Origin of the sequence: Streptomyces sp. NPDC058796, from assembly GCF_042745235.1 — a bacterium.
Classification (GTDB): Bacteria; Actinomycetota; Actinomycetes; order Streptomycetales; family Streptomycetaceae; genus Streptomyces.
Genome location: NZ_JBHYOP010000006.1, coordinates 261249 through 286621, shown reverse-complemented (window position 1 = coordinate 286621; position 25373 = coordinate 261249). Strand labels below are relative to the sequence as shown.

Below are 25373 nucleotides of genomic sequence, written 5' to 3'. Positions count from 1 at the left end.
CCGGGCGGGGCCGGGAGGCGCGGTGCGCCTTCCGGCCCCGCCCGCGCGACCAAGACCACGGGCCCTGAGCCCTTCCCCTTTCGCCTTCGTTCCTCTGGAGAACACATGAACAACGCCTTCACCGACTTCGGCAACCCCGGCGAGATCGAGCCGATCTACCACGACCCGCCGCTCCCCGATCTTGCCGAGAGCGCCCTGCGACTTATCGGGCCGCGCCGTGCCCTTCTCGGCATCGTCGGTGAGCCGGGAGCCGGAAAATCCACCTTCGCCGAGCAACTGCTCGCGCGGATCGAGGCGGTGCGGCCCGGAATCGCCACGGCGGTCTCCATGGACGGGTTCCATCTCGCCCAGAAGGTCATCGACGACAGGGGAATGGCGCGGAACAAGGGCACCATCGAGACCTTCGACGGCCACGGCTTCGTCGCCATGCTGCGCCGCCTGCGGGACGAGACCGAGCACACGGTCTGGTGGCCGGACTTCAGCCGGGAGATCGAGGACCCGGTCGCGCAGTCGTTGGAGGTGGCGCCCCGGCACAGGCTGGTGATCGTGGACGGCAACTTCCTGCTGGCCACCCAGCCGCCCTGGGGCGAGGTGCGCGGGCTGCTCACGGAGACCTGGTTCCTCGACGCGGCACCGGAGGAGCGCCGCCAGCGTCTGATGGACCGTTACATCCGATACGGCTTCAGCCCGCACCACGCGCGGCTGAAGACCGAGGGCGTCGACGAGCGGACCAGCGCGCTGATCCGCCGTACCGCGCACTTCGCCGACCGGATCCTGAGCGAGCGGGGCTCGGAAGCGCCCCGGACCCGCATAGCCGGGGTGCCGTCGCACCACGGGTGCTGAAGGGCTGGTACGCGTGAACGCGAGTTGTGATAGTTCAGTTCGCCCCGGCGACGCAGCCGCACGACTCGCGGTGCTGGAAGGCCGGCTGGACCAGGACGCGGCGCGGTGCGATGCCGGGGTCGGCGATCCTCGACAGGGCGAGCTCGAAGGCCTGTTCACCGATCAGCGAGGTGGGCTGCGCGATCGCGGTCAGCCGGGGCTGGAACAGATCCGACCACTCGAAGTCGTCGAAGGCGACCAGTGCGATGTCGTCGGGCACCTTCACACCGGCCTCCCGCAGTCCGCGCATGGCGCCGATGGTCATCTGGTTGTTGCCGACCACCACCGCGGTGGGCGGCTCACTCAGGCCCAGCAGCCCGGTTATCGCCTGCTGCGCGGGAGCGGCCTGCGAGCCTCCGCTGACCAGGTACTCCTCGCGCTCGGTGAGGCCGCGGCGGGTCAGGCCGAGACGGTAGCCCTGGATGCGCTCCTCCGTGGTGGCGAGCCCGGGACGGCCGGAGATCATCGCGATCCGGGTGTGGCCGGTCTCGGCGAGGTGATCGACCAGCCGGGCCGTCGACTCGACGTTCTCGACGCTGATCTGGTCGGTGTCGTGCCGTACGGCCCGGTCGAGGACCGTCACGGGGACTCCGGCCTGCCGCGCGTAGGTCAAGGTGCGCTCGGTGTTCCCGGAGGGCGCCAGGACTATGGCACTGACCTTGCGCCGCAACAGCTCGCTCACGGCGCGCAGTTCGCCGTCGGGGTCGTCGTGCGTCTCGGCCAGCAGCAGGGAGTACCCCTCCTTCGACGCACGCCGGTCCAGGCCGTGCACCACATCGGCGAAGTAGGGGTTGGAGATGGCGGACATCGCCAGGCCGATGATGCCGGAGCCCTCCTGCTGCCGCCGGGCGGCCTGCTCCGGCACATAGCCGCACGCGGCCACTGCCTCGTGTACCTGCCGGACCGTGTCGGGGGCGACCGGCCGGGTCTTGTTGAGCACGTGGGAGACCGTGGAGACCGAGACACCCGCCAACCGGGCCACATCGCTCATGGTTGCCGTCTGCCGCGGCCGTCTGCCTGCCATGCCGGGCATCGTAACAACCGTTGCGCAAAGGAAAACAAAGCTGTCTCCGACGCCCCCCCTCATGCTGCCCGGCTCCGACGTCATCCTGCTGGGCAAAGCTTTGCGCAAAAGCTTTGCAGAGGGCGCGGGGCGGAGTAGCGTCGGGGATCGCCAAGGGTTCTGCCCGAGGCGGCGCGACGCATCCTGGACCGGCACCGCAGGCGGTGCCGACGACGGAGGTACGTAATGGAGAGCAAGACGCCGGCCGGATCAGGCTCGCATTCCTCCCCGTCCCCTTCCGCGATCGCGGAGGATGAGGCCAGGATCGTGATGCGGGCCGAGGGCCTGGTGAAGCGCTACGGAAACGTTGTGGCGATCCGGGAGTCGGACTTCGACATCCGTGTGGGCGAGGTCCTGGCCGTGGTCGGTGACAACGGCGCGGGCAAGTCCAGCCTCATCAAGGCACTGTCCGGCGCGCTCGTTCCGGATGCCGGAACCATGACGCTGCACGGGAAACCGGTGCACTTCCATTCCCCGCGCGACTCCCGAGTGATGGGCATCGAGACGGTGTACCAGACGCTTGCGCTCGCACCGCAGTTGGACATCGCGACCAACCTCTTCCTCGGACGGCCACGCCGCCGTCCTGGCGTTCTCGGCTCCTGGCTGCGACTCCTCGATCACCGCGCCATGCGCGAGGAAGCGGCGGCCCAACTGGACGCGCTCGGCATCGCCACGCTCCAGGACATCGGCCAGCTGGTCGGGTCACTGTCGGGCGGGCAGCGCCAAGCGGTGGCGGTGGCGCGCGCCGCCATGTTCGGCACCGAGTTGATCATCATGGACGAGCCGACGGCCGCGCTCGGCGTCCGGGAGTCCGACCAGGTCCTGGAGCTGATCCGGAGGATCCGCGACCGAGGCGTCCCCGTCATCCTGATCAGCCACGACATGCCCCAGGTCTTCGAGGTGGCCGACCGTGTCCATGTGCACCGGCTCGGCCGCCGCACCGCCGTCGTGCGGCCCGGCGACGTCACGATGACGGACGTGGTCGGCCTGATGACCGGCGCTCTGAGTCAGGACGGGTACGGCCGCCTGTTCGAGACCGCGGTGTCCAAGAGCAGGCACGAAGGACCCGGCCCCGCCGCGCGGGACTGACGGGGCCAGTCATGTCGGCACGTACGGCCAGGCTCGCTTCAGCGGTTGCTGAGCTGGGCGTCGATCGCTTCGGGCGCGAGGAGCTGCTCGGAGGCGAGGGTTGCGGCGCCGACCAGACCGGCGTCGCGGCCCAGGAGGCTGTGGGTGATCTGCAGATCGCGCGTGGCCAACGGGTGGGAACCGGCGTAGACGGCCTCGCGGATGCCCGCCAGCAGGGTCTCGCGCGCCTCTGCGAGCGCTCCGCCGATGGTCACCACGGAGGGGTTGAGGACGCCGACGAGATCGGCGACCATACCCCCGATGACCCGCCCCGCCTGACGTACCAGCCCGACCGCGTCGGGGTCGCCCTCGCGCGTGAGCGCCACGATGTCCGCTGCCGTGCGCGCCTCGCGGTCCATGCTCCGCAGGTCCCGGGCGATGGCCCAGCCGGCGGCCTCGGTCTCCAGGCATCCGACACTGCCGCACCGGCAGACCCTGCTGCCGCCGCGATTGAGGTGCCCGATGTCCCCCGCCGCGCCGAGCGAGCCGCGGAAGAGCCGTCCGTCGAGGACCAGACCGCTGCCGACGCTCATCCCGGCGTCGACCATGAGCAGGTCTGGGGTGTCCGGCCACTGCTTGCGCTGCTCGCCCAGGGCCATGACATGCGCGCCGTTCTCCAGATGGACCGGCACCTCCGCGAAGCGCTCCGCGAAGAACGCGCGCAGTTCGAACTCGTGCCACTTGCCCATCATGGTCGGCGAGTTGACGCGGCCCGCCGCCGTCTCGACGAGACCCGGCAGAGCGAGGGCGATGGCCTGCGCCTCACCGGCCGCCTTGCCCGACCGCTCCAGTACGGCCGTGAAATGCCGGTCCACCTCCCGCAGGACGTGCTCCGGCCCCGAGTCCATGTCCACCGGGCCGCCGGCCGACGCCAGGATCCCGGCGTCCAGGTCGGTCACCGCGACCCGGCAGTGGTCGAGCTGGAGGTCGGCGGCGAGGACGGTGCCGGAGCGGTGGTTGAACTCGAATACCTCCGCCGGGCGTCCGACCGAGGCCGAGCCGGGGCTGCCCGCGCCGTAGACGATGTACCCCGCCTCCAGCAGACCGGTCAGCCGGTTCTCGACGGTGGCGCGGGCCATGCCGGAGGCGCGGACGAGCTCGGAGCGCGTGCGCGCCCGCTTGTTGCGGATCATGTCCAGGAGGTGGCCTGCCCCTGCCGCTGCTCGGCCGCTGCGAATCCCCATGCCAGTCATTATGCCAATCATGTGAACTATTCGGTTCGGCAGTGGTGGGAAGCCGGGCTGTGATGAGGCCGGGCCGGTGCGGGGACGGGGAAACACGCACCGGCCCGGGGACGTGGGCCGGGCCGGGACGGGAGGTCGGCTCACCGCACCGGCCCGGGGCGTCAGGGGGCGACCGCCAATTGCGCGCCCAGCGCGGTCACGGCTTCGAGCGCGTCCGCGCCGCGCGCCTCGATCCGCACCTCGGCGCCGCAGTCCGCACCCAGGCCCAGCACGGCGAGCATGGCCTTGGCGCCGGCCTGTTTGCCCGCCACCTTGAGAGTGATCTCGGAGGCGAAGCGCTGCGCGGTCGCCACCAGCTGCGTGGCGGGGCGGGCGTGCAGGCCCTCGGGGTCAGTGACGGTCACGGTGAGGACCCAGCCGTCGTCGCCCAGCGGCTCGGCGGTGACCGGCGGGGCGGGCGTGGCGGACTCCAGGAGCGCGCGTACCGCGTCGGCGTCGTCGGCCTGGGCGGCCTGACCGGCGACCACCGTCGCATCGGTGCCGCTCAGCGCGGCGATCGAGCGGGCGGCGTCCGGCAGGCGAGCGGCGGTCATGGACAGTTCGTCGACGCCCAGACCGATCAGCAGCGGCTGGATCGCGGGGTCGCTCGCGGCCTCGCCGCACACGCTGACCGTGATGTTGTGCGCGTGCGCCGCCGCGACGACCAGACCGATCGCGTGCAGCAGGGCCGGCGTGTGTGCGTCGAGCAGATGGGTGACCCGGGTGTTGTCCCGGTCGGCGGCGACCAGGTACTGGAGCAGGTCGTTGGTGCCGATGGAGAAGAAGTCGGCCTCGCGCGCGAGCGTCGAGGCGGAGAGTACGGCGGCCGGGGTCTCGATCATGACGCCGAGCCGGACCGGGCCGTACTTCACCTCGTCCGCCGCCAACTCGGCCCGCACCTCCTCGAGGTGGCCGCGTACGGCGTCCAGCTCCGCGGTGCCGGAGATCATCGGCACACAGATCCACACCTCGCCGTGCGCGGCGGCGCGCAGGACGGCCCGCAGCTGGGTGCGCAGCACGTCGGGGGCGTCGAGCAGCAGTCGCACACCGCGGTGGCCGAGCATCGGGTTGGCCTCGGATCTGGTCAGCGGCGGCAGTGGTTTGTCGCCGCCGACGTCGAGCAGGCGGATCGTCACACGCCCGCCGCCCAGCGCCTCGACGGCTCCGGCGTACGCGGTCAGTTGCTCCTGCTCGTCCGGCAGCCGGTCACCGGTGAGGAAGACGAACTCGGTGCGGAACAGGCCGACCGAACGCGCCCCGCCGCGGTAGGCGCGGACGGCCTCGTCGGCGGATCCGATATTCGCGGAGAGACGGATGCGGTGGCCGTCACCGGTGGTGGCGTGGGGCAGCGGCTCGGACGCGGCGGTCTCCTGGCTGCGGGCCGCCGCGGTGGCCCGTTCGATCTCCTTGGGGGAGGGGTCGCAGGTCACCGTGCCCCGGTCGCCGTCGACGAGGAGCGGTACCCCGGCCCGTATCGCTTCCAGCCCGGACACCTGCACGACGGCGGGAATGCCGAGGGAGCGGGCCAGGATCGTGGTGTGGGCCGTGGGTCCGCCGCCGGAGAGGACGAACGCGCGCAGCCGGGTGCGGTCCAGGCCGATGGTCTGCGACGGAGTGAGGTCCGTCGCCACGACGACGGCGTCCTCCGGGAGTTCGGGCTCCTCCGTCCGCCGGGCGGCGCCGAGCACGGTGAGCAGACGCAGGCGCAGATCGTCGACATCGGTGGCCCGCTCGGCGATGCGCGCGCTGCCGGAGGTACGCAGGTCGTCAGCCTGCGTGGTGAGCACGCGCTGTACGGCGGTGGGGGCGTCGACGAGTTGGTCGCGCACCGCTGCCGCCAGGCGTTCACGCAGATCGGGGTCGGCCAGCATCGCCAGATGCGCGGTGATGATGTCCTGCCCCTCGGCGCCGGACACGGCGGACCTGAGGACCTCGAGCTCTTGGGCGGCGGACCGAAGTCCGCTGTACAGCTGGGCCAGTTGGCCGGTCACCTGGTCCGCCTCGATACGGGTCTCCACCAGGTGCGCGTCCGGGGAATTCCACAGCACTGCCGTGCCGCCGGCGATGCCGGGAGAGGCCGCGATCCCGGTGAGCGGGGTCGCCGTGGCCGGTACGGAGGGTGTTGCCATCAACGGTCCTAGGGTCGGGCGGCCGGTCGCCGCGGTTGACTGAGTCTCAACCCGATTTCAGTTCAAAGTCAACAGATTTATGTCTAGCGCTAGTCAGAATTCCTGTTTACGCTGCCGTCACCCGCCGCACACATCTGCGGCCGGGTGCACCCCGACCAGCAAGGTTCTTCTCATGTCCGACAAACCGTCCCTGCTGGGACTTCTCCCCGAGCAGTCAATCCTGGTGAACGCCTCCGCGAGCGACTGGCGGACGGCGATCCGCCTCGCCGGCGAGGGGCTGATCCTGTCCGGTGCCGCCACCGCCGACTACAGCGACGAGATGATCGCCACGGTCGAGGGACTGGGCCCGTACATCGTCATCGCCCCGGGACTGGCCCTGGCCCACTCCCGCCCCTCACCCGCGGTCCGTGCCACCGGACTGTCGTGGGTGTCCCTGAAGGCCCCCGTGCGCTTCGGTCACCAGGACAACGACCCGGTCCGTCTGGTCGTGGGCCTCGCCGCGACCGACCACAGCCAGCACACCGCCGCCCTCGGCAGCCTCGCTCAACTGCTCAGCGCGCCCGAGCGGCTGGAAGCACTCATCGCCGCCCCCGACGCCGCCACCGTGCAGCGCCTGATCAGCAACTTCGAACCGGAGGTCCAGTCATGAAGATTCTCACCGTCTGCGGCATGGGAGTCGGCAGCAGCATCATCTTGAAGATGAACGTCGAGAAGGCCCTGCGGAGCCTCGGCGTGACCGCCGACGTCGAGGTCGCCGACATCGGCACCGCCCGCGGCGCCGCCGCCAACGCGGACTTCGTGGTCACCTCCGGCGAACTCGCCCCTCAGTTGGGCGAGGTGAAGGCGAAGATCGTGGTGATCGACAATCTGGTGAACGTCGATCGCATCGCCAAGTCGCTCGACGCCGCCCTCCGCGAAGCGGGCTGACGGGCCGCACCGCCGCACCCCGCCCTCCCCGTACCCCCACCCTCCCAACGCCCCGCTCTCCCCGCCCGCTCCGAGGAGCACCCCGCATGGACGTCATCGTCGGCATAGCCAAATTCATCGTCAACAATGTTCTCAACCAGCCCGCCTACCTGGTCGGCATCATCACCGCGATCGGTCTTCTCGCCCTGCGCCGCAGCATCGGTCAGGTCATCGGCGGCGGCCTGAAGGCCGCGATGGGCTTCCTGATCCTCGGCGTCGGCGCCGCCACCGTCGTCAGCGCCCTGGAGCCGCTCGGCAAGCTCATCCTGGGAGCCACCGGCGCCCGCGGTGTCGTGCCCACCAACGAGGCCGTCGTCGCCCTGGCGCAGGAGGAGTTCGGCGCACAGGTGGCCTGGGTGATGATCGCCGGATTCGTGGTGAGCATCCTGCTCGCCAGGTTCACCCCGCTGAAGTACGTGTTCCTGACGGGCCACCACACCTTCTTCATGGCCACCCTGATCACGGCCCTGCTCGCCATCGCCGAGCTGCCGGCGGTCTGGATGATCGTTGTCGGCGCGTTTCTGCTCGGCACGATCATGGTCGTGATGCCCGCCTTCACCCAGCCCTGGACGCGCCGGGTCACCGGCGGCGAGGACGTGGCCATCGGGCACTTCGGCTCGATCGGCTACATCGCGGCCGGCACGGTCGGCCGCGTGGTCGGCAAGCGCAGCAAGAGCACCGAGGACATGAAGTTCCCCGACGGGCTGAAGTTCCTGCGCGACTCGATGATCGCCACCGCGCTGTCCATGGTCCTCATCTACACCGTGTTCGCGGTGGCCATGCTCGGCCGGGTCGGCAAGAAGGAGGCGTTCGCCGTCATGGACGCCACCTCCGTCGGCGACTACATCATGGCCGGAGTCATGCAGGCGCTGCTGTTCGGCGTGGGCGTGGCTGTCATCCTCTTCGGCGTCCGCACCATCCTCGGTGAGCTCGTCCCGGCCTTCAACGGCATCGCCGCGAAGGTGGTCCCGGGCGCCCTGCCCGCGCTCGACTGCCCGGTCGTCTTCCCCTATGCCCCCAACGCCGTCCTGATCGGCTTCATCGCCAGCTTCACCGGCGGCCTGGCCAGCCTGGGCATCCTCATGGCGTTCGACGCGCCCATGGGCCTGGCGCTGATCCTGCCCGGCATGGTGCCGCACTTCTTCACCGGCGGCACCGCGGGTGTGTTCGGCAACGCCACCGGCGGGCGCCGGGGAGCCGTCGTCGGCGGCTTCGTCAACGGCGTGATCATCACCTTCCTGCCCGCCCTCCTGCTCAAGGTGCTCGGCTCGCTCGGGCTGGCCAACACCACTTTCGGCGACGCCGACTTCGGCTGGTTCGGCCTCTCCGTCGGCTATGCGGTCAAGCTCGGTTCCGCGGGCGGCATCCTCGTGATCGCGCTCATCGTCCTCGTCCTGTTGGGCGGTGCCATCGCCTTCCAACGCCTCGTGGTGGTCCGAGGCTGGAACCCCGCCGCCGCACGCGAGGCCCACTTCGCCGAGCCCGGCAAGGACAAGGAGGACGCGGGCCCGCAGTCCGTGTCCGCCGCTCCCTGACCCGCACTAGTCCGGCTGCCCGCAGGAGCCCTCCAGTGGGCGGCGGGCGACTAGCCCAACGACCGGACGCACCAGTCGACCGACCTAAGGAGCCCTGACACAGGGTGAGCACCAAGCCGACCACCACAGACCTCGAGTGGACCGAACTGGACCAGCGGGCCGTGGACACCGCCCGCGTCCTGGCCGCCGACGCCGTACAGAAGGTCGGCAACGGCCATCCCGGCACGGCGATGAGCCTCGCGCCCGTCGCATACACCCTCTTCCAGAAGGTGATGCGGCACGACCCCGCCGATCCGGGATGGGCGGGCCGCGACCGGTTCGTCCTGTCCGCCGGACACTCCTCCCTGACCCTCTACACACAGCTCTATCTCGGCGGTTTCGGTCTGGAGCTGGACGACCTGAAGTCCTTCCGCACCTGGGGCTCGAAGACTCCGGGGCATCCGGAGTACGGCCACACCCCCGGCGTGGAGACGACCGCTGGTCCGCTGGGGCAGGGTGTCGCCAACGCGGTCGGCATGGCGATGGCCGCCCGTTACGAGCGCGGCCTGTTCGACCCGGAGGCCGCCCCCGGCGAGTCCCCGTTCGACCACTTCATCTACGTGATCGCTGGTGACGGCTGTCTGCAGGAGGGCGTCGCCGCGGAGGCGTCCTCGCTGGCCGGCCACCAGAAGCTCGGCAATCTGATCCTTTTGTGGGACGACAACCACATCTCGATCGAGGGCGACACCGAGGCGGCCGTCTCCGAGGACACCTGCAAGCGGTACGAGGCGTACGGCTGGCACGTGCAGCGCGTCGAGCCCCAGGCCGGCGGCGACCTGGACCCCGCCGCGCTGTACGCGGCGATCCGGGCCGCGCAGGCGGAGAGCGAGCGACCGTCGTTCATCGCGATGCGCTCGATCATCGCCTGGCCGGCCCCGAACGCCCAGAACACCGAGGCCGCGCACGGTTCGGCGCTGGGTGAGGAGGAGCTGGCGGCGACCAAGCGGGTTCTGGGCTTCGATCCCGAGCGGACTTTCGAGGTCGCCGACGAGGTCCTGACCCACAGCCGCCGTGCCCTGGACCGGGGCGCCGAGGCGCACGCAGCCTGGGACAAGCGCCTCGCCGAGTGGCGCACCACCGACCCTGAGCGCGCCGAGCTGTTCGACCGGATCGCGGCCGGCCGGCTCCCGGAGGGCTGGGAGTCGGCGGTCCCGGTGTTCGAGCCGGGCAAGTCCGTTGCCACCCGCGCCGCCTCCGGGAAGGTGCTGCAGGCGCTGGGCCCGGTGATCCCCGAGCTGTGGGGCGGTTCCGCCGACCTGGCGGGGTCGAACAACACCACGATCGACAAGGCCAGCTCCTTCCTCCCCAAGGGCAACCCGCTTCCCGAGGCCGACCCGTACGGCCGCACGATCCACTTCGGTATCCGCGAGTTCTCCATGGCCGCCGAGATGAACGGCATCGCCCTGCACGGCAGCACCCGCGTCTACGGCGGCACCTTCCTGGTGTTCTCCGACTACATGCGCAACGCCGTCCGGATGTCCGCGATGATGCGGCTGCCCGTCACCTACGTGTGGACGCACGACTCCGTCGGCCTGGGCGAGGACGGCCCCACCCACCAGCCGATCGAGCACCTGGCCTCGCTGCGCGCGATCCCGGGCCTGAACATCATCCGCCCCGCGGATGCCAACGAGACCGCCGTCGCCTGGGCGGAGATCCTGCGCCGTCACGCCGCCGACCCCGCCCCGCACGGCCTCGCGCTGTCCCGCCAAGGCGTGCCGACCTACGAGCGCAACGAGGACGCGGCCAAGGGCGGTTACGTCCTGCGCGAGTCCTCCACCGAGGTCCCGGACGTCGTGCTCGTTGCCACCGGTTCCGAGGTCCAGCTCGCCATCGCCGCCCGCGAACTGCTCGAAGCTGAGGCAATCGGCGTGCGCGTGGTGTCGATGCCGTCCGCGGAGTGGTTCGAGGAGCAGGACCAGGCATACCGGGACAGCGTCCTGCCGCCTTCCGTCAAGGCACGTGTCGCGGTGGAGGCCGGCATCGGGCTCACCTGGCACAAGTACGTCGGAAACGCAGGGCGCGTCGTCTCCCTCGAACACTTCGGCGCCTCCGCCGACGGCAACTTCCTGCTGCGCGAATACGGCTTTACGCCGCAGGCAGTGGCGGCTGCCGCGCGGGACTCACTCGGCGCGGCAGCGCGCTGACGCCCATGCACACGACTACTGGAGCCCCCTCTATGACCGACGCACTCAAGCGCCTCTCCGACGAAGGTGTCGCGATCTGGCTGGACGACCTGTCGCGGCAGCGGATCGCCTCGGGCAGCCTGGCCGCACTCGTCGATCAGCAGCACGTGGTCGGCGTCACCACGAACCCGTCCATCTTCCAGAAGGCGATATCCGAAGGCTGCGGCTACGAGTCGCAGTTGAGCGACCTCGCCTCACGTGGCGTGACCGTGGACGAGGCCATCCGCATGATCACCACGGTGGACGTCAGGGCGGCCGCCGACATTCTGCGGCCGACCTTCGACGCCACCAAGGGGCGGGACGGTCGGGTGTCGATCGAGGTCGACCCGCGCCTCGCCCACAACACCCGCGCGACGGTCGCCGAGGCAGAGCAGCTCGCCTGGCTCGTCGACCGCCCCAACACGCTGATCAAGATCCCGGCCACCAAGGCGGGCCTGCCGGCCATCAGCGAGGTGATCGGCCGCGGCATCAATGTCAACGTCACGCTCATCTTCTCCCTCGAGCGCTACCGCGAGGTCATGGAGGCTTACCAGGCGGGTCTGGAGAAGGCCAAGGCCAAGGGCCTCGACCTGTCTGTGATCCACTCCGTCGCGTCCTTCTTCGTCTCGCGCCTGGACACCGAGATCGACCGCCGTCTCGGCGACCTCGGCACGGACGAGGCTGCAGCCCTCAAAGGCCGGTCCGCCCTGGCCAACGCCCGCCTGGCTTACGAGGCGTACGAGGAGGTCTTCTCCTCGGAGCGCTGGAGCAAGTTGGAGAACGCAGGCGCCAACAAACAGCGTCCGCTGTGGGCATCGACCGGAGTGAAGGACCCGGTGTACAAGGACACCGTGTACGTCGACGAGCTGGTGGCCCCGAACACGGTGAACACCATGCCAGAGGCCACCCTCCGAGCCGTGGCCGACCACGGTGCCGTCACCGGCGACACCGTGCGCGGCAGGTACGAGGATTCCCGCGCGGTGCTCGGTGCCATCGGCAAGCTCGGCATTTCGTACGACGACGTCGTTCAGGTCCTGGAGGACGAGGGCGTCGAGAAGTTCGTGGCGTCGTGGCACGACCTGCTGGCCTCGACCGAGAAGGAACTGCGGCGCCGGTCCGGTCGCGATGACGGTGCGGTACGAGGAGGGCGTTCGGGGGTTTGAGGGGTTCGCCCGCACCTGCCTGATCGTTTTCAAGAAGGGAGACCGGCAGCACGCATGGAAGCGTGCTGCCGGTCTTCTTCGCGCAGGTGAGGTGGTGATCGACGTGGCGCTGTTCCGAACAGAAAAGGCTGCAGGAAAATATTGCGCAAAGCATTGCGCTCTCGTGGGCAATGTCGGATGCTCTAGCTGTCCACTCGTCGGGGCGACCGGGCTCGCGCTCCCGCTCCGTGCGGTGGCGGGCTGCGGGTCTCCTGGTGCCCCACTCTTCGGACGTCGTCGTCGAGTGCCCTGACTGCCCCGTTCGAGCTGCAACTCCTGGATCACCGGGGCCCTGTCCGCCCGAACTTTCAGTCCAGTGCCCGAAGTCGCGCCCCCGGTCGACGGCTTGCCGGCAGGTCGGTTCGAGCGGTCGAGGATGTTCGGCCGTCCCGAGACAGTCGCAGGCCCAGAAGATCACCTTCCGGGAAAGGAAACGACGCCTCCATGCAACTCGCCACAGACGCCACCACGCAGTCGTCCAGGGGCAGAGCCACGACATCGTCGATGATCGCGATCGCCTTGATCGCCGCCATGTCCGGTCTCCTCTTCGGTTACGACACCGGAATCATCGCGACGGCGCTTCCCGGGATCAGTGACTCCTATCACCTCGTCTCTGAGAGCGACAAGCAGATCATCACCTCCGCGTTGTTGCTCGGCGCCGTGTTCAGTGCGCCGTTCACCAGCTACCTCTGTGATCGGTTTGGCCGCAAACCGATGCTTCTGCTGATCGCCGCACTCTTCATCGTGTCGACCGTGATCTGTGCCATACGGACCACTCCCACTGTCCTCACCGCGGCCCGCTTCTTCCTGGGACTGGCCATTGGCGCGGCGAGCGGCGCGGCCCCGATCTACATCTCGGAGATGTCACCGGCGGAGCGACGTGGCCGGCTCGTCGTGCTCTTCCAGCTCATGATCATGATCGGGATCGTCTGCGCCCACTTCACCGGCTACTTCATCGGACACCAGGCATGGCAGTGGCTGATCGGTTTCGGTGCCCTTCCCGCGGTCGTGATGCTGGTCGGGGTCACGCTCCTGCCCGAGAGCCCGCGCTGGCTGTACGCGCACGGCATGGTCGAGAAGGCACAGGCGGTGCTGCTGAGGCTGCGTGGTGACCGCGAGCTGGTCGAACGCGAACTCGGCGGAATGGCGGAGGCCCTTGCCGACGAACGGCAGGCGAACGCAGGCACCTGGAGGGAGTTCTTCTCGGCGCGTGTGCGTCCCGCGGTGGTCCTCGGTGGCGGTGTGGCCATGTTCTCGCAGATCACGGGTAACAACGCGCTCGTCTACTACATGCCCACGGTCTTCCACGACCTGGGCTTTTCGGAGGACGCCTCGGTCCTCATGCCGGCATTTGGCGCAGTCGGCGTCATGGTGATGACACTCGTTGGCAGCCATCTCGTGGACATCGTCGGCAGGCGCAAGTACCTGCTGGTCATGGTCCCCATCTCGATCCTGTCCTTCATCGTGATCGCGCTCCTGCTGGGCCAGGGCAGTGACGCCACCCAGGGCTGGCAGCTGTACGCGATCTTCGGCGCCGTGATCCTCTACATGGTCGCCAACAACGGCGCGTTCGGAGTGACGATCTGGCTGATCAACGCAGAGGTCTATCCGATGAAACTGCGAGGCAAGGGTGGCGCCTTCGGTGCCTTCAGCCATTGGTTCTTCGACTTCATCATCGCCGCCACGACGCTCACGCTGTTCCAGGTCCTCGGCGCGGCAGGCCCATTCTGGCTCTTCACGGGCATCTCGGTGGTGTCCCTGGCGTTCGTCTACTTCCTCCTGCCGGAGACCAAGGGCAAGTCTCTCGAACAGATCGAGCACGAGCTCAATCAGGGCCGGTTCTACCAGTTCCAGCGCCGCGGCCGACGACCGGTGGAATCGAGCACCGACACAGCCGGCTGAGGTCAGGCGTCCGTCCAGCGGCGAGGGGACGGATGCGCCCGCCGGGCATCCGGTGGGCACGGGGATCAGCGCGTGCGGCGTTGGCCGCGGGTTCCGCCCAGTCGCTGTGGGTGGGGGCATGGGTGCCTTGGCCTCGTGGTCGCATCGGCGCGGATGCCGATCAGGCCGACGGCGGCTGCCACGGCGCACACCCGTAACGCGTGCCGGGGCCGCTGCCCGCGGGGGCGTGGGTCAGGCGGTAGGCCGCAGACCCCGGACCGCCCGGCGATGGACTGTTCACGATGATGGGGTCGCTCGCCGCGGTGATCTCCCGTTCCGCCGCGATGTCGGCGGCCGACAGGGCCGAGCCGGAGAGGCTGGTAGCGAACGCCGAACCCCAGTTGCTGAGGGCGATCGCCCCGACGACGACCGGGGCCGAGGACGAGGCTGAGGTCGCGCAGCATGGTGCTGGTGCCGCAAATGGGTTGCATCAGCCGGGGCACAGCGGTCAGCCTGCCCCTCAGCATGTGGAAGGGGCCGTGAAGCCGGACGCCTCGGACCCTGCCGGCCCCGCTTCCGGGGCGTGCTGACGATGGGGGAACTGGACCACATCGCGCAGCACTGGGGCGACGCCTACTCCAACTCGACCAGGTGCTCGATGATCCGGTTGAGCTGTGTCCGGCTGCTGAACCGACCCCGGGCGCGGGTGCGGCGCCTCATCGCGACGGCCGTCTCGCACGAGCAGTTGAGCGCACTGGCTCCCTTGCCGCTCTTGTTTTCCGCACGTAGCGACACCCCCATGCGTTGCTTAGTCATGATGTGCGTTTCATCGGCGTCCTGTGGCATGAACGGCTGCGGTTACGACAGCCAAGGGGCGCATAGCGGCATCCCTTGGACAGGTGCGGCAGGAATGAGCGTGAACAGCACCACCGGGACGGTCGTCGCGGAGCGGTCCCTGCGTGTTCGACTGGCACTCGATCCGGCCCAGGACCCGTGTCGTCGACCCCGACGGCAAGCAGGTCGTCTACTCGGTCATGGGAGAGCCCTTCTTCGCCTCCTCCAACGACCTCGTCTACCAGTTCGACTACAAGGGCGACGCCGACGACGTCGTCATCGACCGGTCCGGCGCTCACATCGTGGGCCTGAACGAGGCCGGCGCCGACATGCACCAGCGCCTCTCCGGGCAGCTCACCGCAGGTCACTGACCAGACCGGCGGCTCCGACGGCCCCGGACCAACGTGTCTGGTGCCGGGCTGTGTCCAGGCTGCGCGAGAAGGCGGCGTACGGTCGCCGCGCCTTCCTCCGACCACCGGCGCCACGGCGGCCCACCCCGTGCCGGGTCCCAGCGGCGCACCGCGGTCTTCGGACTGGAGCGGGACGACGACGGCCGCGCCGTCGCGGCCGACGTGTGGCAACCCCTCCCGGTCTGGGAACCCTACGACCGGGCGGACGAACCATCGAGATGTACGACAACGAGCGTGTGCGTCGGTCTGGACGGTGTACCGGCGCTCTCCTCCCCGGAGCCGGGCCAGCGCGTCCTCGCGATGCTGCCCGACATGGCGGCCAACTGTTTCGCGGGCTCCGGAACGCAGTGGCGGCTGTGCATGGTCCCGCCCGCCTACGGGGTGGTGGAGGACACCACCACCGCCACTCCTCGGCCGCGGGGGGGGGGGGGATCGCGGCACTCTCGGCCCGGTACGGACTCGCCCCCGTGCGGGGAGTGAATCGGGATCCGTCACGCGGCCGAGACCCGTCGATCCTCGACGATGCGCGCCCGCGCGGCGGGCCGTCCGGCTTCTCACCGAGAGGCGGGTGCCGGGATGACGGCCGAGGACGACGGTCGGTCCGCGTTACCGGAAGCGGACGACACCCACCGGGCCCTCCGGAGGCGTGACCGAGTCCACACAGGCCGACGCCCCGCTCGCCGTGCGGATGCGGCCGCGGACCCTCGGCGAGGCCGTCCGCCAGGCGCACCTGCTGCGCCCCGGCGCTCACCTGCGGCGGCCGGACGGGGGCGGGGAGGCGGCACCGGTGCTGCTGTACGGGCCACCGGGCACGGGGAGTACCACTGTGGCGCGCCTGATGGCCGCCGTCGCCGCGCGGCAGTTCGTCGCCCTGACGGTGCTGACCAGCGGTGTCGAAATGCCGACCCGAGCAGCGGGGGAGACGGGATCACGTCACGCGACGGCGGTGCCCTCGAGCTCGACCAGCTGACCGGGGATCGCCAGCCGCGTCACCCCGAGCATGGTGGTGGCCGGCGCGACGCCTGCGGCGCCCAGGCGGCCCGCCAGCACACCGTAGTGCTGGAAGAGCAGATCGACGTCGGTCGTGTAGACGTTCAGCCGGACGAGGTTCGAGAGGGTCATGCCCGCCTCGGCGAGCACCGCCTCGATGTTGTCGACGGCCAGCGCCAGCTGCGCCGCCATGTCACCGTCGTGCTCGGGCCTGCCTTCCTTGCTCATCGCCGTCTGGCCCGAGATGTACAGGGTGCGCGAGTGCCCGGAGACGACCTCGCCCTGGTTGAATCCCATCTCGACCGACCACGACACCGGGTTGACCGCGTTGCGTTCCATCACCGCACCTGCTCCATTCGGTTCATGAGACGTCGTGCGATGAACCCTGTCAGGAATACGTGACACCCTTGGTCATGTATTTCGCTAGGGTTTCCCCATGCGCGCCGACCGGTTGGTCTCCCTGGTGCTGCTACTGCGTCAGCGAGGCCGGACGACCGCGGAGACCCTCGCCCGTGAGCTGGAGGTGTCGACCCGGACGGTGCTGCGCGACATGGAGGCACTCTCCGCGGCGGGGGTCCCGGTCTACGCGGAGCGCGGGCGGCACGGCGGGTTCGCGCTGCTGCCGGACTTCCAGACGGCGCTCACCGGCCTGAACCACGACGAGGCGCTCGCCCTCGTGGTCGCCGGATCACGGCGCGGCGCGCAGCTGTTCGGCCTGGGATCGGCGCTCGCCTCGGCCGTGCTGAAAGTGGTCGACGCGCTGCCCGAAGGGCTGCGGGACACCGCCGCCGGAGCGGCGCAGCGGCTGCTCATCGACCCGGAGACCGATCTCCTCTCCCGTCGCGTGGCCCCCGAGGAGGTCTCGGACTCCATCGCCGGCGAGGTCCGGCGCGCGGTGTTCGCCGGGCACAAACTGCGCATCTACTACGAGGCCGTGGGCCGGCCCCCGAAGTGGCGCACCGTGGACCCGATCGGTCTGGTCACCGTCAGGGACCAGGGCTACGTGCTGGCCAAGCGGGGCACCGAGGACCGCACCTACCGGTTGAGCCGGGTGCTGGCGGCCGAGGAACTGGACGAACCCGCCCAGCGTTCGGACACGGTCGACCTGGACCGGGCCTGGCGCGAACGCAATGTGCGGTTCCGGACCGGCGGCGACAACACCGTCGTGGTGGTCCGCGTGGACCCCGCGCGCCGGGAGCACCTGGTAGCCACCGCCCTGGCGGTCGGCTCCGAGGAGACCGACGAGGACGGCCGGCTCCGGCTGCACGTCGTCTTCCAGGACGCACGGCACGCGGAGTGGGCGCTGTGGCAGCACGCCATGTACGCGGAAGTGGAGGCCCCGCAGTGGCTGCGCGCCTCGCTGCACCACCGCGCGACGGTGATCGCGGCCCGCTACGCGCCACCGTCCTGACGCGCCGAGCGTGGTGCCGGCCACGCCCGCCCGTGGGTGCACCTGCCGGATGTACCCACGCCACGTGGATGGCTGTCGCTCACGTCGTGCCCGAGTGTCGGCACCATGACTCGACAGCATGCGCACGACGCACCCGGGCTGCGGGCCTGGCTCGGGCTCGCGGTGGTCCTCGGCCCGGTCCTCCTCGTCTCCATGGACGGATCGATCCTGTTCCTGGCGATGCCCCGGATCAGCCAGGCCCTCTCACCCACCGCCGACCAGGCGTTGTGGATCCTGGACGTCTACGGCTTCGCTGTGGGGTCCCTGCTGATCGCCTTCGGCGGGATCGGCGACCGCTACGGCCGGCTGAAGCTCCTGATGACGGGCGCGACCGTGTTCGGTCTCGGTTCCGCCGGGGCCGCGTTCGCCCCGACCCCCGAACTCCTCATCGCCTGCCGGGCGCTCATGGGCGTGGCCGGCGCGACCCTGCTGCCCTCGGCGCTGGCCGTGCTGAGCGAGCTGTTCCCGGACTCCCGGCGCCGGGCCCGGGCGATCGGTGTCTTCGCCGCGGCCTTCGCGGCCGGCTTCGCCGTCGGCCCTGTCATCGGGGGCTCCCTCCTCGGCCACTTCTGGTGGGGCTCGGTCTTCCTCGTCAACATCCCCGTCATCGTCGTGTTCCTGGTGTTCGCGCCGGTCGTCCTCAAAGAGGTCCGCTCGGGCGGGACAGGCCGCGTCGACCCGCTCAGCGTCGTGACCTCCGCCGGGGGCCTGCTGCTCACGATCTACGGGATCAAGCACCTGGCCGCCGACGGGATCTCGGCCCTCCCGATCGCCACGGTGATCGTCGGCGTCGCCGTACTGGCCTTCTTCGGCCTGCGCCAGCGGCACCTCGACAGCCCGCTGATCGACTTCTCCCTCTTCCGCGACCGCGTTTTCGCCATCGCCGTCATCACGGGCCTGCTGCCCCTGGCCGCATGGTCGGCGACGGCGTACCTGTCCGGCGTGTACCTCCAGTCCGTACTGAACCTGAGTGTCCTGCACGCGGCGCTCCTGGCCCTCCCGGGGGCGGCGGCCCTCGTCATCTCCTGCGTCGTCACACCGGCCGTCGTGGAACGCGTCGGCACGCGGGCCGCACTCCTCGTCTGCCACTTCTCCATCGCGGGCGGCCTGTTGCTGCTGCTCCCCACCACGGCCACCGGCGGCATCGGCTGGTACACCGCTTCCACCGTTATCGCCGGACTGGGGTACGGCATCTCCTTCGCCGTCGTCGCGGACACCGCGGTCGGCGCGGTCCCCGCGGAGCGCGCGGGATCGGCCGGCGCGATCGCCGAGACGAGCAACGAGATCGGCAACGCCCTCGGTATCGCGGTCCTCGGCTCGCTCGCCGCTCTGATCTTCCGTCTCCAGGGTCCGGACCTCGCCCCCACCCTCGACGAGACCGTCCGGCTGCCCTCCTTGCTCCCCTCCGTGGTCCAGGACGCGAAGTCCGCGTTCGTCACCGGCCTGCACGTCGTCGCGGTCGTGGCGAGTCTTCTGCACGCCGCCCTCGGAGCGGCCGCCCTGCGCCGGCTGCCCAAGCCGGCACAGGAGGAACGGGCCACCGCCGAGCGGCTGTCGGTCCGGTGCTCCGTCTCCTGACGTTCGGAGTTCGGGGGCCGGTAGATCGGCCGGCGTGGAGCCGGAGAGCACGGACCGGCGTCCTTCATGACAGGCAACCACCACGCGAAGGGGAAACCCGATGGATCAGCGAACGTCCGACCGTGACGCCGGCACCACCACCGAGTTCGAGAGGGACGTCGTCAAGCTGTTGCTGGAGACGATGCGGGCGGTGGCCGGGCAGGAACGCGAGGACGTCGGTACGGAAGGCCTGTTGTACGCGCTGGTGTCGGGGGACTGGGCCGCGGGTACCGCGATCGCCCCCGGGATGCGGGCCTCCGGCTCACTCGGCGGTTCCATCGGGAGCCGCGGGACATCGGTGTGGATCAGCGGGGACGCCGGTGACGGCACGGCGGGAAGCCCGGACGACGAGCGGGAGGTGGACGCCCTCTGGCGCGAGGTGCGGGAGGAGGAGGCCAGGAGGCTGCGCTGGAAGAACCGGAAGGAGGACCGGAAGGAGGAGGGGCGGCGGAAGAGCGTCGGACTTCCCCCCATGACCGGCGCACTGCGCACCTGCCTGCGCAAGGCGCTGGAGGCCGCGCGACAGGAGGGCACGGTCTCCGTGCGTGTCCGCCATGTGGCGCGGGCACTGGTCGAGCTGCCCGACACGCGTGCCCGCGAGGCCATGGTGGTGGAGAAGGTGGACGTCGCGGCGGCCTCCACGGCGCTCGACGCACTGCGGGCGAGTGACGAGGTGCCCGAGCCCGGCGCGGTGTTGATGATGCGCAAGGCGGGGACGTTCGGGAAGAGCGGCAATCCGCTGACCCGGAAGTTCACCGCCTGGATATTCGGGGGCGGCGCCGGGTTCGGCTCCCCGGTCGTGGCCGCGGTGCGCGCCGAGGCGCGACGGGGGGCGGTGCGGCGCGGGGCGTCGCAGACGGAACCCGTCGACGTACTGCTGGGGATACTGGCGCTGGAGCGGTCGTTGACCGTGGCGGAGCGTGAGCTGCCCGAGGAACTGAAGGGAGCGAACCGCGGGGCGGAACTCCTGCGCCGGCACGGTGCCCGGCAGGATGCCGTCGCCCGCCTGCTGCTTCCCTCCACCGGGGTCGCCGAGGAAGCACCACCGGAGGTGGCCGGTTCCGCCGATTTCGAGCGGCGGCTCCTGCACGTCACGCAGTTCACCGCCTCCGCCCAGGGTTCGCCGACGGTCGGTACGACCCATCTGCTGGCCGCCCTCCTGGACGAGAACGGTACGGACGCCCGGTCCGCGGCGGAGGTCGGGCGTCTGCTGGCGGAGAGCGGAGTGGATGTGGACGGGCTGCGTGCGGAGCCGGAGCTCCGGGTCCCCGGAGGAGCGGCACAAGCCTGAGGCCACGGCCTCTCACCGACGCGTCCGACGCGAGCCGCAGCGACCCGTCCGGGGTCGGGGGGGGAAGCGGGGCCGGCCGCCTTCCGGGGCCCGCGGAGCCGGGGCGCCGCACGGCGGGCGAAGCCCACGCCGATGGACGAACCGGCAGGTGGAAGGCGTCCCTCCCGCCTGGTCCGCCCTTCAGGACGGGCGCGGCTTGACCTTGACACGTTGTTAAGGTGTGCCCTGGGTGCAGGAGGTGGTCCCGATCAACACCACAGACGGAACCGACCGCAACACCCGCGTGGCCCGGGCCCTGAGCGCCGAGGACGGGTCCGTCCGGCTCCAGGCGGCCCTGACGGCCGGCACGCGGCCCGACCAGGGCTTCCTGGAGACGCTCGTCGAGCGGTGCGCCGTCGAGCCGGACTTCTTCGTGCGGGACATGCTGTCCTGGGCGCTGACCCGCCTGCCGACGGAGGTCACCCTGCCCCGCGTCCGCCGTGAACTCGGCTCCGAGCGCACCCAGGCCCGCAGCCAGGCGCTGCACACGCTCTCCAAGATCGGCGACAGGAGCGCATGGGCCTGGATCACGCGCGGCATGCTGCGCGACGCCGACGACGAGGTCGCGCGGACCGCGTGGCGCGTCGCCGTCGTTCTCGTGCCCGAGGAGGAGAAGGAGGACCTGGCCGGCGAACTGGCCGGACAGCTCGGCCGCGGCGACCGCGAGGTGCGGCTGAGCCTGAGCCGGGCCCTCATCGACCTCGGGGACGTGACCGGTCCGGCCCTGGAGAAGGCCGCGGCCGGCCCCGACCCGGTGGTGGCCGCGCACGCCCACGCCACGGAGCTGCTCCGGCGCGATCCCGAGGCCGGTTTCGACGCGGCCGTGGAGGAGGCGAAGCGCCTCGTCGCCCTCGGCCCCGAACGGGCCGCCGCCTGTGCCGCCGCGACGGCCGGGGCGGACAGCACGCAGACCATGGAGACCAGGGCGACCACGCAGACCGGGCAGGCCCCGGAGTGCTGATCGGCGAAGTGGCCCGCCGCTCGGGGGTGAGCCCCCGCATGCTGCGGCACTACGACGCCCTCGGGCTGGTGCGGCCGACCGGTCGCACCGTCGGCGGCTACCGCGAGTACTCGGCCGAGGACGTCCGCAGGATCTTCCACGTGGAGAGCCTGCGGTCCCTAGGGCTCTCGCTCAAGCAGATCGGGCGCGCGCTCAAGGACCCGGCCTTCTCGCCGTCCGCCCTGGTCGGCGACCTCATCCGGTGGACGGAGGACCGGCTGGAACGGGAGCGGGAACTGCTGGAGCGGCTCCGGGCGATCGACGCGTCGGCTCCCACCGGCTGGCCGGACGTCCTGGACGTCGTCGCCCTGATGCAGGGGCTCGACTCGACCAGCGCCGCGCGCCGGCAGCAGACCGTGCTGGTCCGGCCGGAGGGTGCCGCCGTTCCGCCGGAGCTGCTGGCCGGGGCGGTCCTGTCCGAGGCGGACCCCGTCGTCGGGGGCGCCCTGCGCTGGGCGCTCGCCCGGTCGGGCGGGGACGGCCTCGCGACCCTGGCGGCCGGTCTCCACTCGGGCGACGCCGACGTCCGGCGGCGCGCGGTGCTGGCGATCGCCGCGCTGCCCGAGGTCCCCGGGACGGCCGAGGCGCTGGCGGACGCGCTCGGGGACGCGGACCGGACGGTGCGCGGGCACGCCGCGCTGGCGCTGGGCAGGCGTGGCGAGGAAGCGGCCGTGCCGACGCTGGTCGGCATGGTGGTCGAGGGGGCCAACGACGTGGACGCGGCCGAGGTCCTGGGGAAGCTGTCCCGGGACCCCGGGTGCGCGGAGTGGATCATGGCCGCCCTGGACGACGAACTCGCGGCGCCCACCGCGGACCCGGCGACGCGGATCCGCCTGGCCCAGGCACTGGTCGAGCTGTCGGGGGGCGCTCCGCTGGAGGTCCTGCGCCGGCTGTCCCGGGACGACGACCGTGCCGTCGCCCTCGTCGCATCGGCCTTCGCCGGCGTCCTGGAGCAGCGCTCCTGCGACGGCCCCGCGTGATCCACCGCTCGTGGACGCTTTCCTCAGCGGCCGACCAGCTCCGCGAACCGCCCGGCATCGACGTTTCCTCCCGAGGCGATGACGCCGACCCGGCGCGGGCGTGGCTCCAGGCGTGCGGCCATGAGCGCGGCCAGGGCGGTGGCGCCGCTGGGTTCGAGGACGACCTTCAGGCGTTCGAAGGCGAAGCGCATGGCCGCGACGATCTCGTCGTCGCTGACGAGGGCGATCGCGTCGACCAGGCGCCGGTTGACGGAGAAGGTGATCTCGCCGGGGGTGGGCAGGGCCTGGCCGTCGGCGATGGTCCGGGGTACGGGAACGGTGACGCGTTCGCCGCTGTCCAGAGACCGCTTGGTGTCGTCGCCCGCCTCCGGCTCCACGCCGACCACCCGGATTCCGGGGTGCAGGGCCTTGGCGGCGGTGGCGCTGCCCGCGACGAGTCCACCGCCGCCGACGGGGACCACGAGGGCGTCGAGCGCGCCGGTCTCCTCGAGGAGTTCGAGGGCGGCGGTGCCCTGGCCGGCGATGACGTGCGGATGGTCGTACGGCGGGACGAGGGCGAGTCCGCGCTCCTTCGCGAGCGCTTCCCCGAGGACGGTGCGGTCCTGGGTGTAGCGGTCGTAGGTGACGATCTCGGCGCCGTAGCCGGCGGTGGCCTCCCGCTTGGAGCGCGGGGCGTCCTCGGGCATGAGGATGACGGCGGTGGTGCCCAGTTCCCGGGCGGCCAGCGCCACGGCCTGGGCGTGGTTGCCGGAGGAGTAGGCGGCGATGCCCTTCGCCAGCTGCCCGGCGGACAGCCGGGAGGCCGCGTTGTAGGCGCCGCGGAACTTGAAGGCGCCGACCCGCTGGAAATTCTCGCACTTCACGAACACCTCGGCGCCGACCAGGGCGTCGAGCGTGCGGGAGGTGAGGACCGGGGTGCGGTGCGCGATGCCGTCGAGACGTGCGGCGGCGTCCCGGACGTCGGCGAAGGTGACGGGCGGTGCGGTGGTCATGGTGTGAGGTCCCTCCTGGAGAACTCCGAGCGGGTCGGCCCTGACCCGCGAGGCGTCGCGCGAGTCAACGTAGCGTCCCGCTCCGGCCTCCTCCACCGGCTCGGCCGCCGCCATCCCTGGTGTTCGTGGCTTGTTCCGCGCCGTACGGGAAACCTGAGGCGCCATGGCGAGACTCGCGACACGACGACCGGCGGACACCCCCGGCAGCCCGGCGCTCAAGCGCGCGCTGACCACCCCGCTGCTGTACTTCTTCATCCTCGGCGACGTTCTCGGCGCCGGCGTCTACGTCCTGGTGGGACAGGTGGCCGCCGACGCCGGGGGCGCGGTGTGGGTGCCGTTGGGCGTCGCGCTGCTCCTGGCGATGCTGACCGCCGCCTCCTACGCCGAGCTGGCCACGAAGTACCCCCGCGCGGGCGGCGCCTCGCACTACGCCACCCGTGCCTTCGGACCGTTCGCGGGATTCGTCGCCGGCTTCTGCATGCTGGCCGCCGGCATCGTCTCCGTGGCCGCACTGGCCCGCGGCTTCGGCGGCGACTACCTGTCGGCGTTCGTGACCCTGCCCGTGGGACTCGTCGCGGTCGTGTTCCTCGCCGTCCTCGCACTGGTCAACGCGCGCGGCATCAAGGAGTCCACCCGCGCCAACGTGGCCGCCACCGTCGTCGAGGTCGGCGGCCTCCTGGTCATCGTCGCCCTCGGCGGCTGGCTGCTGCTGCGCGGCGACGGCGACGTGGGACGGCTGGGGCAGCTCGGCACCCCGGAGAAGGGGGCCGCGGCGGCCGTACTGAGCGGTTCCGTGCTGGCGTACTACTCCTTCGTCGGTTTCGAGACCTCGGTGAACGTGGCAGAGGAGACCCGCGACCCCCGCCGTTCCTACCCGCGCGCCCTGTTCGGCGCCCTGGCCACCGCCGGCGCCGTGTACGTCCTGGTGGGCCTCGCCGCCTCCGTCGCCGTCCCGACGGCCCGGCTGGCCGAGTCGAGCGGGCCGCTGCTGGAGGTGGTCGAGGAGGCCGGCGGAGTGCCGACCCGGCTGTTCAGCGCCATCGCCCTCGTCGCCGTGGCGAACGGCGCGCTGCTCACCGGCATCATGTCCTCCCGCCTCGCCTACGGCATGGCCCGCGACGGCCTGCTGCCCGCCGCGCTGACCAGGGTCCTGCCCGGCCGCCGTACTCCGTGGGCCACGATCGCGCTCACGACCCTGCTGTCGATGCTGCTCGCGCTGACCGGCAGCGTCGCCACCCTGGCGTCCACCCTGGTCCTGCTGCTGCTCGTGGTCTTCCTCATGGTCAACACGGCCGTACTGGTCCTGCGCCGCGACCCCGGCGAGGCCGGTCACTTCCGGGCCCCCACCGTGCTGCCCGTGCTGGGCGCCGCGTCCTGCGTCGCCCTCGCCACGCAGATCGAGGCCGAGGTGTGGCTGCGCGGACTGCTGGTGATGGCCGTCGGGACGGTGCTCGCCGCGCTCGCCGCCGTCCGGCGGTCCGGGCGGGCGCGGGGGGACGGCCGAGACGGGGACGACGACCGTCACCGATCCGGACGCGGGCGGACGACGCCGAGCTGACC

The 25373-nt window shown here is 71.1% G+C and carries 22 protein-coding genes and 1 pseudogene; 16 read left to right on the top strand and 7 right to left on the bottom strand.

What is annotated here, in order from left to right; genetic code table 11:
- The first annotated feature begins 105 nt into the window (after nucleotides 1–105).
- Entirely contained in the window at nucleotides 106–843 is a 738-nt protein-coding gene (locus tag ACFW47_RS17640) for a nucleoside/nucleotide kinase family protein (RefSeq protein ID WP_386306236.1), read from the top strand.
- Nucleotides 844–877: 34 nt separating this feature from the next.
- Here the strand turns inward: ACFW47_RS17640 and ACFW47_RS17635 are convergent, their stop codons facing one another.
- The gene (locus ACFW47_RS17635) at nucleotides 878–1906 is read right to left on the bottom strand and encodes a LacI family DNA-binding transcriptional regulator (RefSeq protein ID WP_386306234.1); all 1029 of its coding nucleotides are present in this window, start codon (nucleotides 1904–1906) and stop codon (nucleotides 878–880) included.
- A gap of 309 nt (nucleotides 1907–2215) precedes the next feature.
- Here ACFW47_RS17635 and ACFW47_RS17630 point away from each other — a divergent pair, with 309 nt between their 5' ends.
- On the top strand, nucleotides 2216–3034 hold the full coding sequence (locus ACFW47_RS17630; protein ID WP_386306331.1) for an ATP-binding cassette domain-containing protein: 819 nt from the start codon (nucleotides 2216–2218) through the stop codon (nucleotides 3032–3034).
- Nucleotides 3035–3072: 38 nt separating this feature from the next.
- On the opposite strand, the gene ACFW47_RS17625 is transcribed toward ACFW47_RS17630, so the two are convergent.
- Nucleotides 3073–4257 carry an ROK family protein gene (locus tag ACFW47_RS17625; RefSeq protein ID WP_386306232.1) on the bottom strand — a complete coding sequence of 395 codons (1185 nt, stop codon included), beginning with the start codon at nucleotides 4255–4257 and terminating at the stop codon, nucleotides 3073–3075.
- A 161-nt stretch (nucleotides 4258–4418) separates the two neighbouring features.
- Nucleotides 4419–6425, bottom strand: a complete 2007-nt coding sequence (gene ptsP, locus ACFW47_RS17620) for a phosphoenolpyruvate--protein phosphotransferase (RefSeq protein ID WP_386306230.1) — start codon at nucleotides 6423–6425, stop codon at nucleotides 4419–4421.
- A gap of 172 nt (nucleotides 6426–6597) precedes the next feature.
- Here ptsP and ACFW47_RS17615 point away from each other — a divergent pair, with 172 nt between their 5' ends.
- The 5 genes from ACFW47_RS17615 (at nucleotide 6598) to tal (ending at nucleotide 12290) form a co-directional block, all read left to right on the top strand.
- A complete protein-coding gene (locus tag ACFW47_RS17615) occupies nucleotides 6598–7074 on the top strand; it encodes a PTS sugar transporter subunit IIA (protein WP_386306228.1) in 477 nt (158 codons plus the stop codon).
- Nucleotides 7071–7352, top strand: coding sequence for a PTS sugar transporter subunit IIB (locus tag ACFW47_RS17610; protein WP_386306226.1), 282 nt, complete (start codon nucleotides 7071–7073; stop codon nucleotides 7350–7352). The genes ACFW47_RS17615 and ACFW47_RS17610 overlap by 4 nt, the downstream gene beginning before the upstream one ends.
- An 86-nt stretch (nucleotides 7353–7438) precedes the next feature.
- The gene (locus ACFW47_RS17605) at nucleotides 7439–8926 is read left to right on the top strand and encodes a PTS ascorbate transporter subunit IIC (protein ID WP_386306224.1); all 1488 of its coding nucleotides are present in this window, start codon (nucleotides 7439–7441) and stop codon (nucleotides 8924–8926) included.
- Between the two features lie 104 nt (nucleotides 8927–9030).
- A complete protein-coding gene (gene tkt / locus ACFW47_RS17600) occupies nucleotides 9031–11109 on the top strand; it encodes a transketolase (RefSeq protein ID WP_386306223.1) in 2079 nt (692 codons plus the stop codon).
- 32 nt (nucleotides 11110–11141) lie between these two features.
- A complete protein-coding gene (tal, locus tag ACFW47_RS17595; RefSeq protein ID WP_386306220.1) occupies nucleotides 11142–12290 on the top strand; it encodes a transaldolase in 1149 nt (382 codons plus the stop codon).
- 347 nt (nucleotides 12291–12637) lie between these two features.
- Here tal and ACFW47_RS17590 read toward each other — a convergent pair whose 3' ends face one another.
- A complete protein-coding gene (locus ACFW47_RS17590; protein WP_386306333.1) occupies nucleotides 12638–12862 on the bottom strand; it encodes a hypothetical protein in 225 nt (74 codons plus the stop codon).
- On the opposite strand from ACFW47_RS17590, the gene ACFW47_RS17585 reads away from it, so the two are divergent.
- Complete coding sequence (locus ACFW47_RS17585; protein WP_386306218.1) at nucleotides 12774–14231, top strand: sugar porter family MFS transporter; 1458 nt, start codon at nucleotides 12774–12776, stop codon at nucleotides 14229–14231. The two genes, ACFW47_RS17590 and ACFW47_RS17585, sit on opposite strands and share 89 nt — an antisense overlap.
- Nucleotides 14232–14843: 612 nt before the next feature.
- Here ACFW47_RS17585 and ACFW47_RS17580 read toward each other — a convergent pair.
- Entirely contained in the window at nucleotides 14844–15026 is a 183-nt protein-coding gene (locus ACFW47_RS17580) for a hypothetical protein (protein WP_386306216.1), read from the bottom strand.
- Between the two features lie 173 nt (nucleotides 15027–15199).
- Between ACFW47_RS17580 and ACFW47_RS17575 the strand changes: the two are divergent.
- Both ACFW47_RS17575 and ACFW47_RS17570 read left to right on the top strand, forming a co-directional pair.
- Nucleotides 15200–15415, top strand: a pseudogene (locus ACFW47_RS17575) (sodium-independent anion transporter); the annotation flags it as partial.
- 685 nt (nucleotides 15416–16100) lie between these two features.
- Nucleotides 16101–16424 carry an AAA family ATPase gene (locus ACFW47_RS17570; protein WP_386306214.1) on the top strand — a complete coding sequence of 108 codons (324 nt, stop codon included), beginning with the start codon at nucleotides 16101–16103 and terminating at the stop codon, nucleotides 16422–16424.
- On the opposite strand, the gene ACFW47_RS17565 is transcribed toward ACFW47_RS17570, so the two are convergent.
- A complete protein-coding gene (locus tag ACFW47_RS17565; RefSeq protein WP_386306212.1) occupies nucleotides 16388–16783 on the bottom strand; it encodes a RidA family protein in 396 nt (131 codons plus the stop codon). The two genes, ACFW47_RS17570 and ACFW47_RS17565, sit on opposite strands and share 37 nt — an antisense overlap.
- 97 nt (nucleotides 16784–16880) lie before the next feature.
- Here ACFW47_RS17565 and ACFW47_RS17560 point away from each other — a divergent pair, with 97 nt between their 5' ends.
- The 5 genes from ACFW47_RS17560 (at nucleotide 16881) to ACFW47_RS17540 (ending at nucleotide 22821) form a co-directional block, all read left to right on the top strand.
- A complete protein-coding gene (locus ACFW47_RS17560) occupies nucleotides 16881–17855 on the top strand; it encodes a helix-turn-helix transcriptional regulator (RefSeq protein WP_386276807.1) in 975 nt (324 codons plus the stop codon).
- Nucleotides 17856–17960: 105 nt separating this feature from the next.
- On the top strand, nucleotides 17961–19472 hold the full coding sequence (locus ACFW47_RS17555) for an MFS transporter (protein ID WP_386306210.1): 1512 nt from the start codon (nucleotides 17961–17963) through the stop codon (nucleotides 19470–19472).
- A gap of 100 nt (nucleotides 19473–19572) precedes the next feature.
- Nucleotides 19573–20802, top strand: a complete 1230-nt coding sequence (locus tag ACFW47_RS17550; RefSeq protein ID WP_386306208.1) for a Clp protease N-terminal domain-containing protein — start codon at nucleotides 19573–19575, stop codon at nucleotides 20800–20802.
- A gap of 229 nt (nucleotides 20803–21031) precedes the next feature.
- On the top strand, nucleotides 21032–21802 hold the full coding sequence (locus ACFW47_RS17545) for a HEAT repeat domain-containing protein (RefSeq protein WP_386306206.1): 771 nt from the start codon (nucleotides 21032–21034) through the stop codon (nucleotides 21800–21802).
- Nucleotides 21796–22821, top strand: a complete 1026-nt coding sequence (locus tag ACFW47_RS17540; RefSeq protein ID WP_386306205.1) for a MerR family transcriptional regulator — start codon at nucleotides 21796–21798, stop codon at nucleotides 22819–22821. Before ACFW47_RS17545 ends, ACFW47_RS17540 begins: the two co-directional genes overlap by 7 nt.
- Before the next feature lie 23 nt (nucleotides 22822–22844).
- Here the strand turns inward: ACFW47_RS17540 and ACFW47_RS17535 are convergent, their stop codons facing one another.
- On the bottom strand, nucleotides 22845–23813 hold the full coding sequence (locus ACFW47_RS17535; protein WP_386276794.1) for a threo-3-hydroxy-L-aspartate ammonia-lyase: 969 nt from the start codon (nucleotides 23811–23813) through the stop codon (nucleotides 22845–22847).
- A 163-nt stretch (nucleotides 23814–23976) separates the two neighbouring features.
- On the opposite strand from ACFW47_RS17535, the gene ACFW47_RS17530 reads away from it, so the two are divergent.
- Nucleotides 23977–25371 carry an APC family permease gene (locus ACFW47_RS17530; RefSeq protein WP_386276792.1) on the top strand — a complete coding sequence of 465 codons (1395 nt, stop codon included), beginning with the start codon at nucleotides 23977–23979 and terminating at the stop codon, nucleotides 25369–25371.
- Nucleotides 25372–25373: the final 2 nt, after the last annotated feature.

What these genes read in the sequence shown, in the direction of transcription:
- ACFW47_RS17640 (WP_386306236.1), top strand. Translation starts at nt 106, where the DNA reads ATGAACAACGCCTTCACCGACTTCGGCAACCCCGGCGAGATCGAGCCG.
- ACFW47_RS17635 (WP_386306234.1), bottom strand. Translation starts at nt 1,906, where the DNA reads ATGGCAGGCAGACGGCCGCGGCAGACGGCAACCATGAGCGATGTGGCC.
- ACFW47_RS17630 (WP_386306331.1), top strand. Translation starts at nt 2,216, where the DNA reads ATGCGGGCCGAGGGCCTGGTGAAGCGCTACGGAAACGTTGTGGCGATC.
- ACFW47_RS17625 (WP_386306232.1), bottom strand. Translation starts at nt 4,257, where the DNA reads ATGGGGATTCGCAGCGGCCGAGCAGCGGCAGGGGCAGGCCACCTCCTG.
- ptsP (WP_386306230.1), bottom strand. Translation starts at nt 6,425, where the DNA reads ATGGCAACACCCTCCGTACCGGCCACGGCGACCCCGCTCACCGGGATC.
- ACFW47_RS17615 (WP_386306228.1), top strand. Translation starts at nt 6,598, where the DNA reads ATGTCCGACAAACCGTCCCTGCTGGGACTTCTCCCCGAGCAGTCAATC.
- ACFW47_RS17610 (WP_386306226.1), top strand. Translation starts at nt 7,071, where the DNA reads ATGAAGATTCTCACCGTCTGCGGCATGGGAGTCGGCAGCAGCATCATC.
- ACFW47_RS17605 (WP_386306224.1), top strand. Translation starts at nt 7,439, where the DNA reads ATGGACGTCATCGTCGGCATAGCCAAATTCATCGTCAACAATGTTCTC.
- tal (WP_386306220.1), top strand. Translation starts at nt 11,142, where the DNA reads ATGACCGACGCACTCAAGCGCCTCTCCGACGAAGGTGTCGCGATCTGG.
- ACFW47_RS17585 (WP_386306218.1), top strand. Translation starts at nt 12,774, where the DNA reads ATGCAACTCGCCACAGACGCCACCACGCAGTCGTCCAGGGGCAGAGCC.
- ACFW47_RS17590 (WP_386306333.1), bottom strand. Translation starts at nt 12,862, where the DNA reads ATGGCGGCGATCAAGGCGATCGCGATCATCGACGATGTCGTGGCTCTG.
- ACFW47_RS17580 (WP_386306216.1), bottom strand. Translation starts at nt 15,026, where the DNA reads ATGACTAAGCAACGCATGGGGGTGTCGCTACGTGCGGAAAACAAGAGC.
- ACFW47_RS17565 (WP_386306212.1), bottom strand. Translation starts at nt 16,783, where the DNA reads ATGGAACGCAACGCGGTCAACCCGGTGTCGTGGTCGGTCGAGATGGGA.
- ACFW47_RS17560 (WP_386276807.1), top strand. Translation starts at nt 16,881, where the DNA reads ATGCGCGCCGACCGGTTGGTCTCCCTGGTGCTGCTACTGCGTCAGCGA.
- ACFW47_RS17555 (WP_386306210.1), top strand. Translation starts at nt 17,961, where the DNA reads ATGACTCGACAGCATGCGCACGACGCACCCGGGCTGCGGGCCTGGCTC.
- ACFW47_RS17550 (WP_386306208.1), top strand. Translation starts at nt 19,573, where the DNA reads ATGGATCAGCGAACGTCCGACCGTGACGCCGGCACCACCACCGAGTTC.
- ACFW47_RS17535 (WP_386276794.1), bottom strand. Translation starts at nt 23,813, where the DNA reads ATGACCACCGCACCGCCCGTCACCTTCGCCGACGTCCGGGACGCCGCC.
- ACFW47_RS17530 (WP_386276792.1), top strand. Translation starts at nt 23,977, where the DNA reads ATGGCGAGACTCGCGACACGACGACCGGCGGACACCCCCGGCAGCCCG.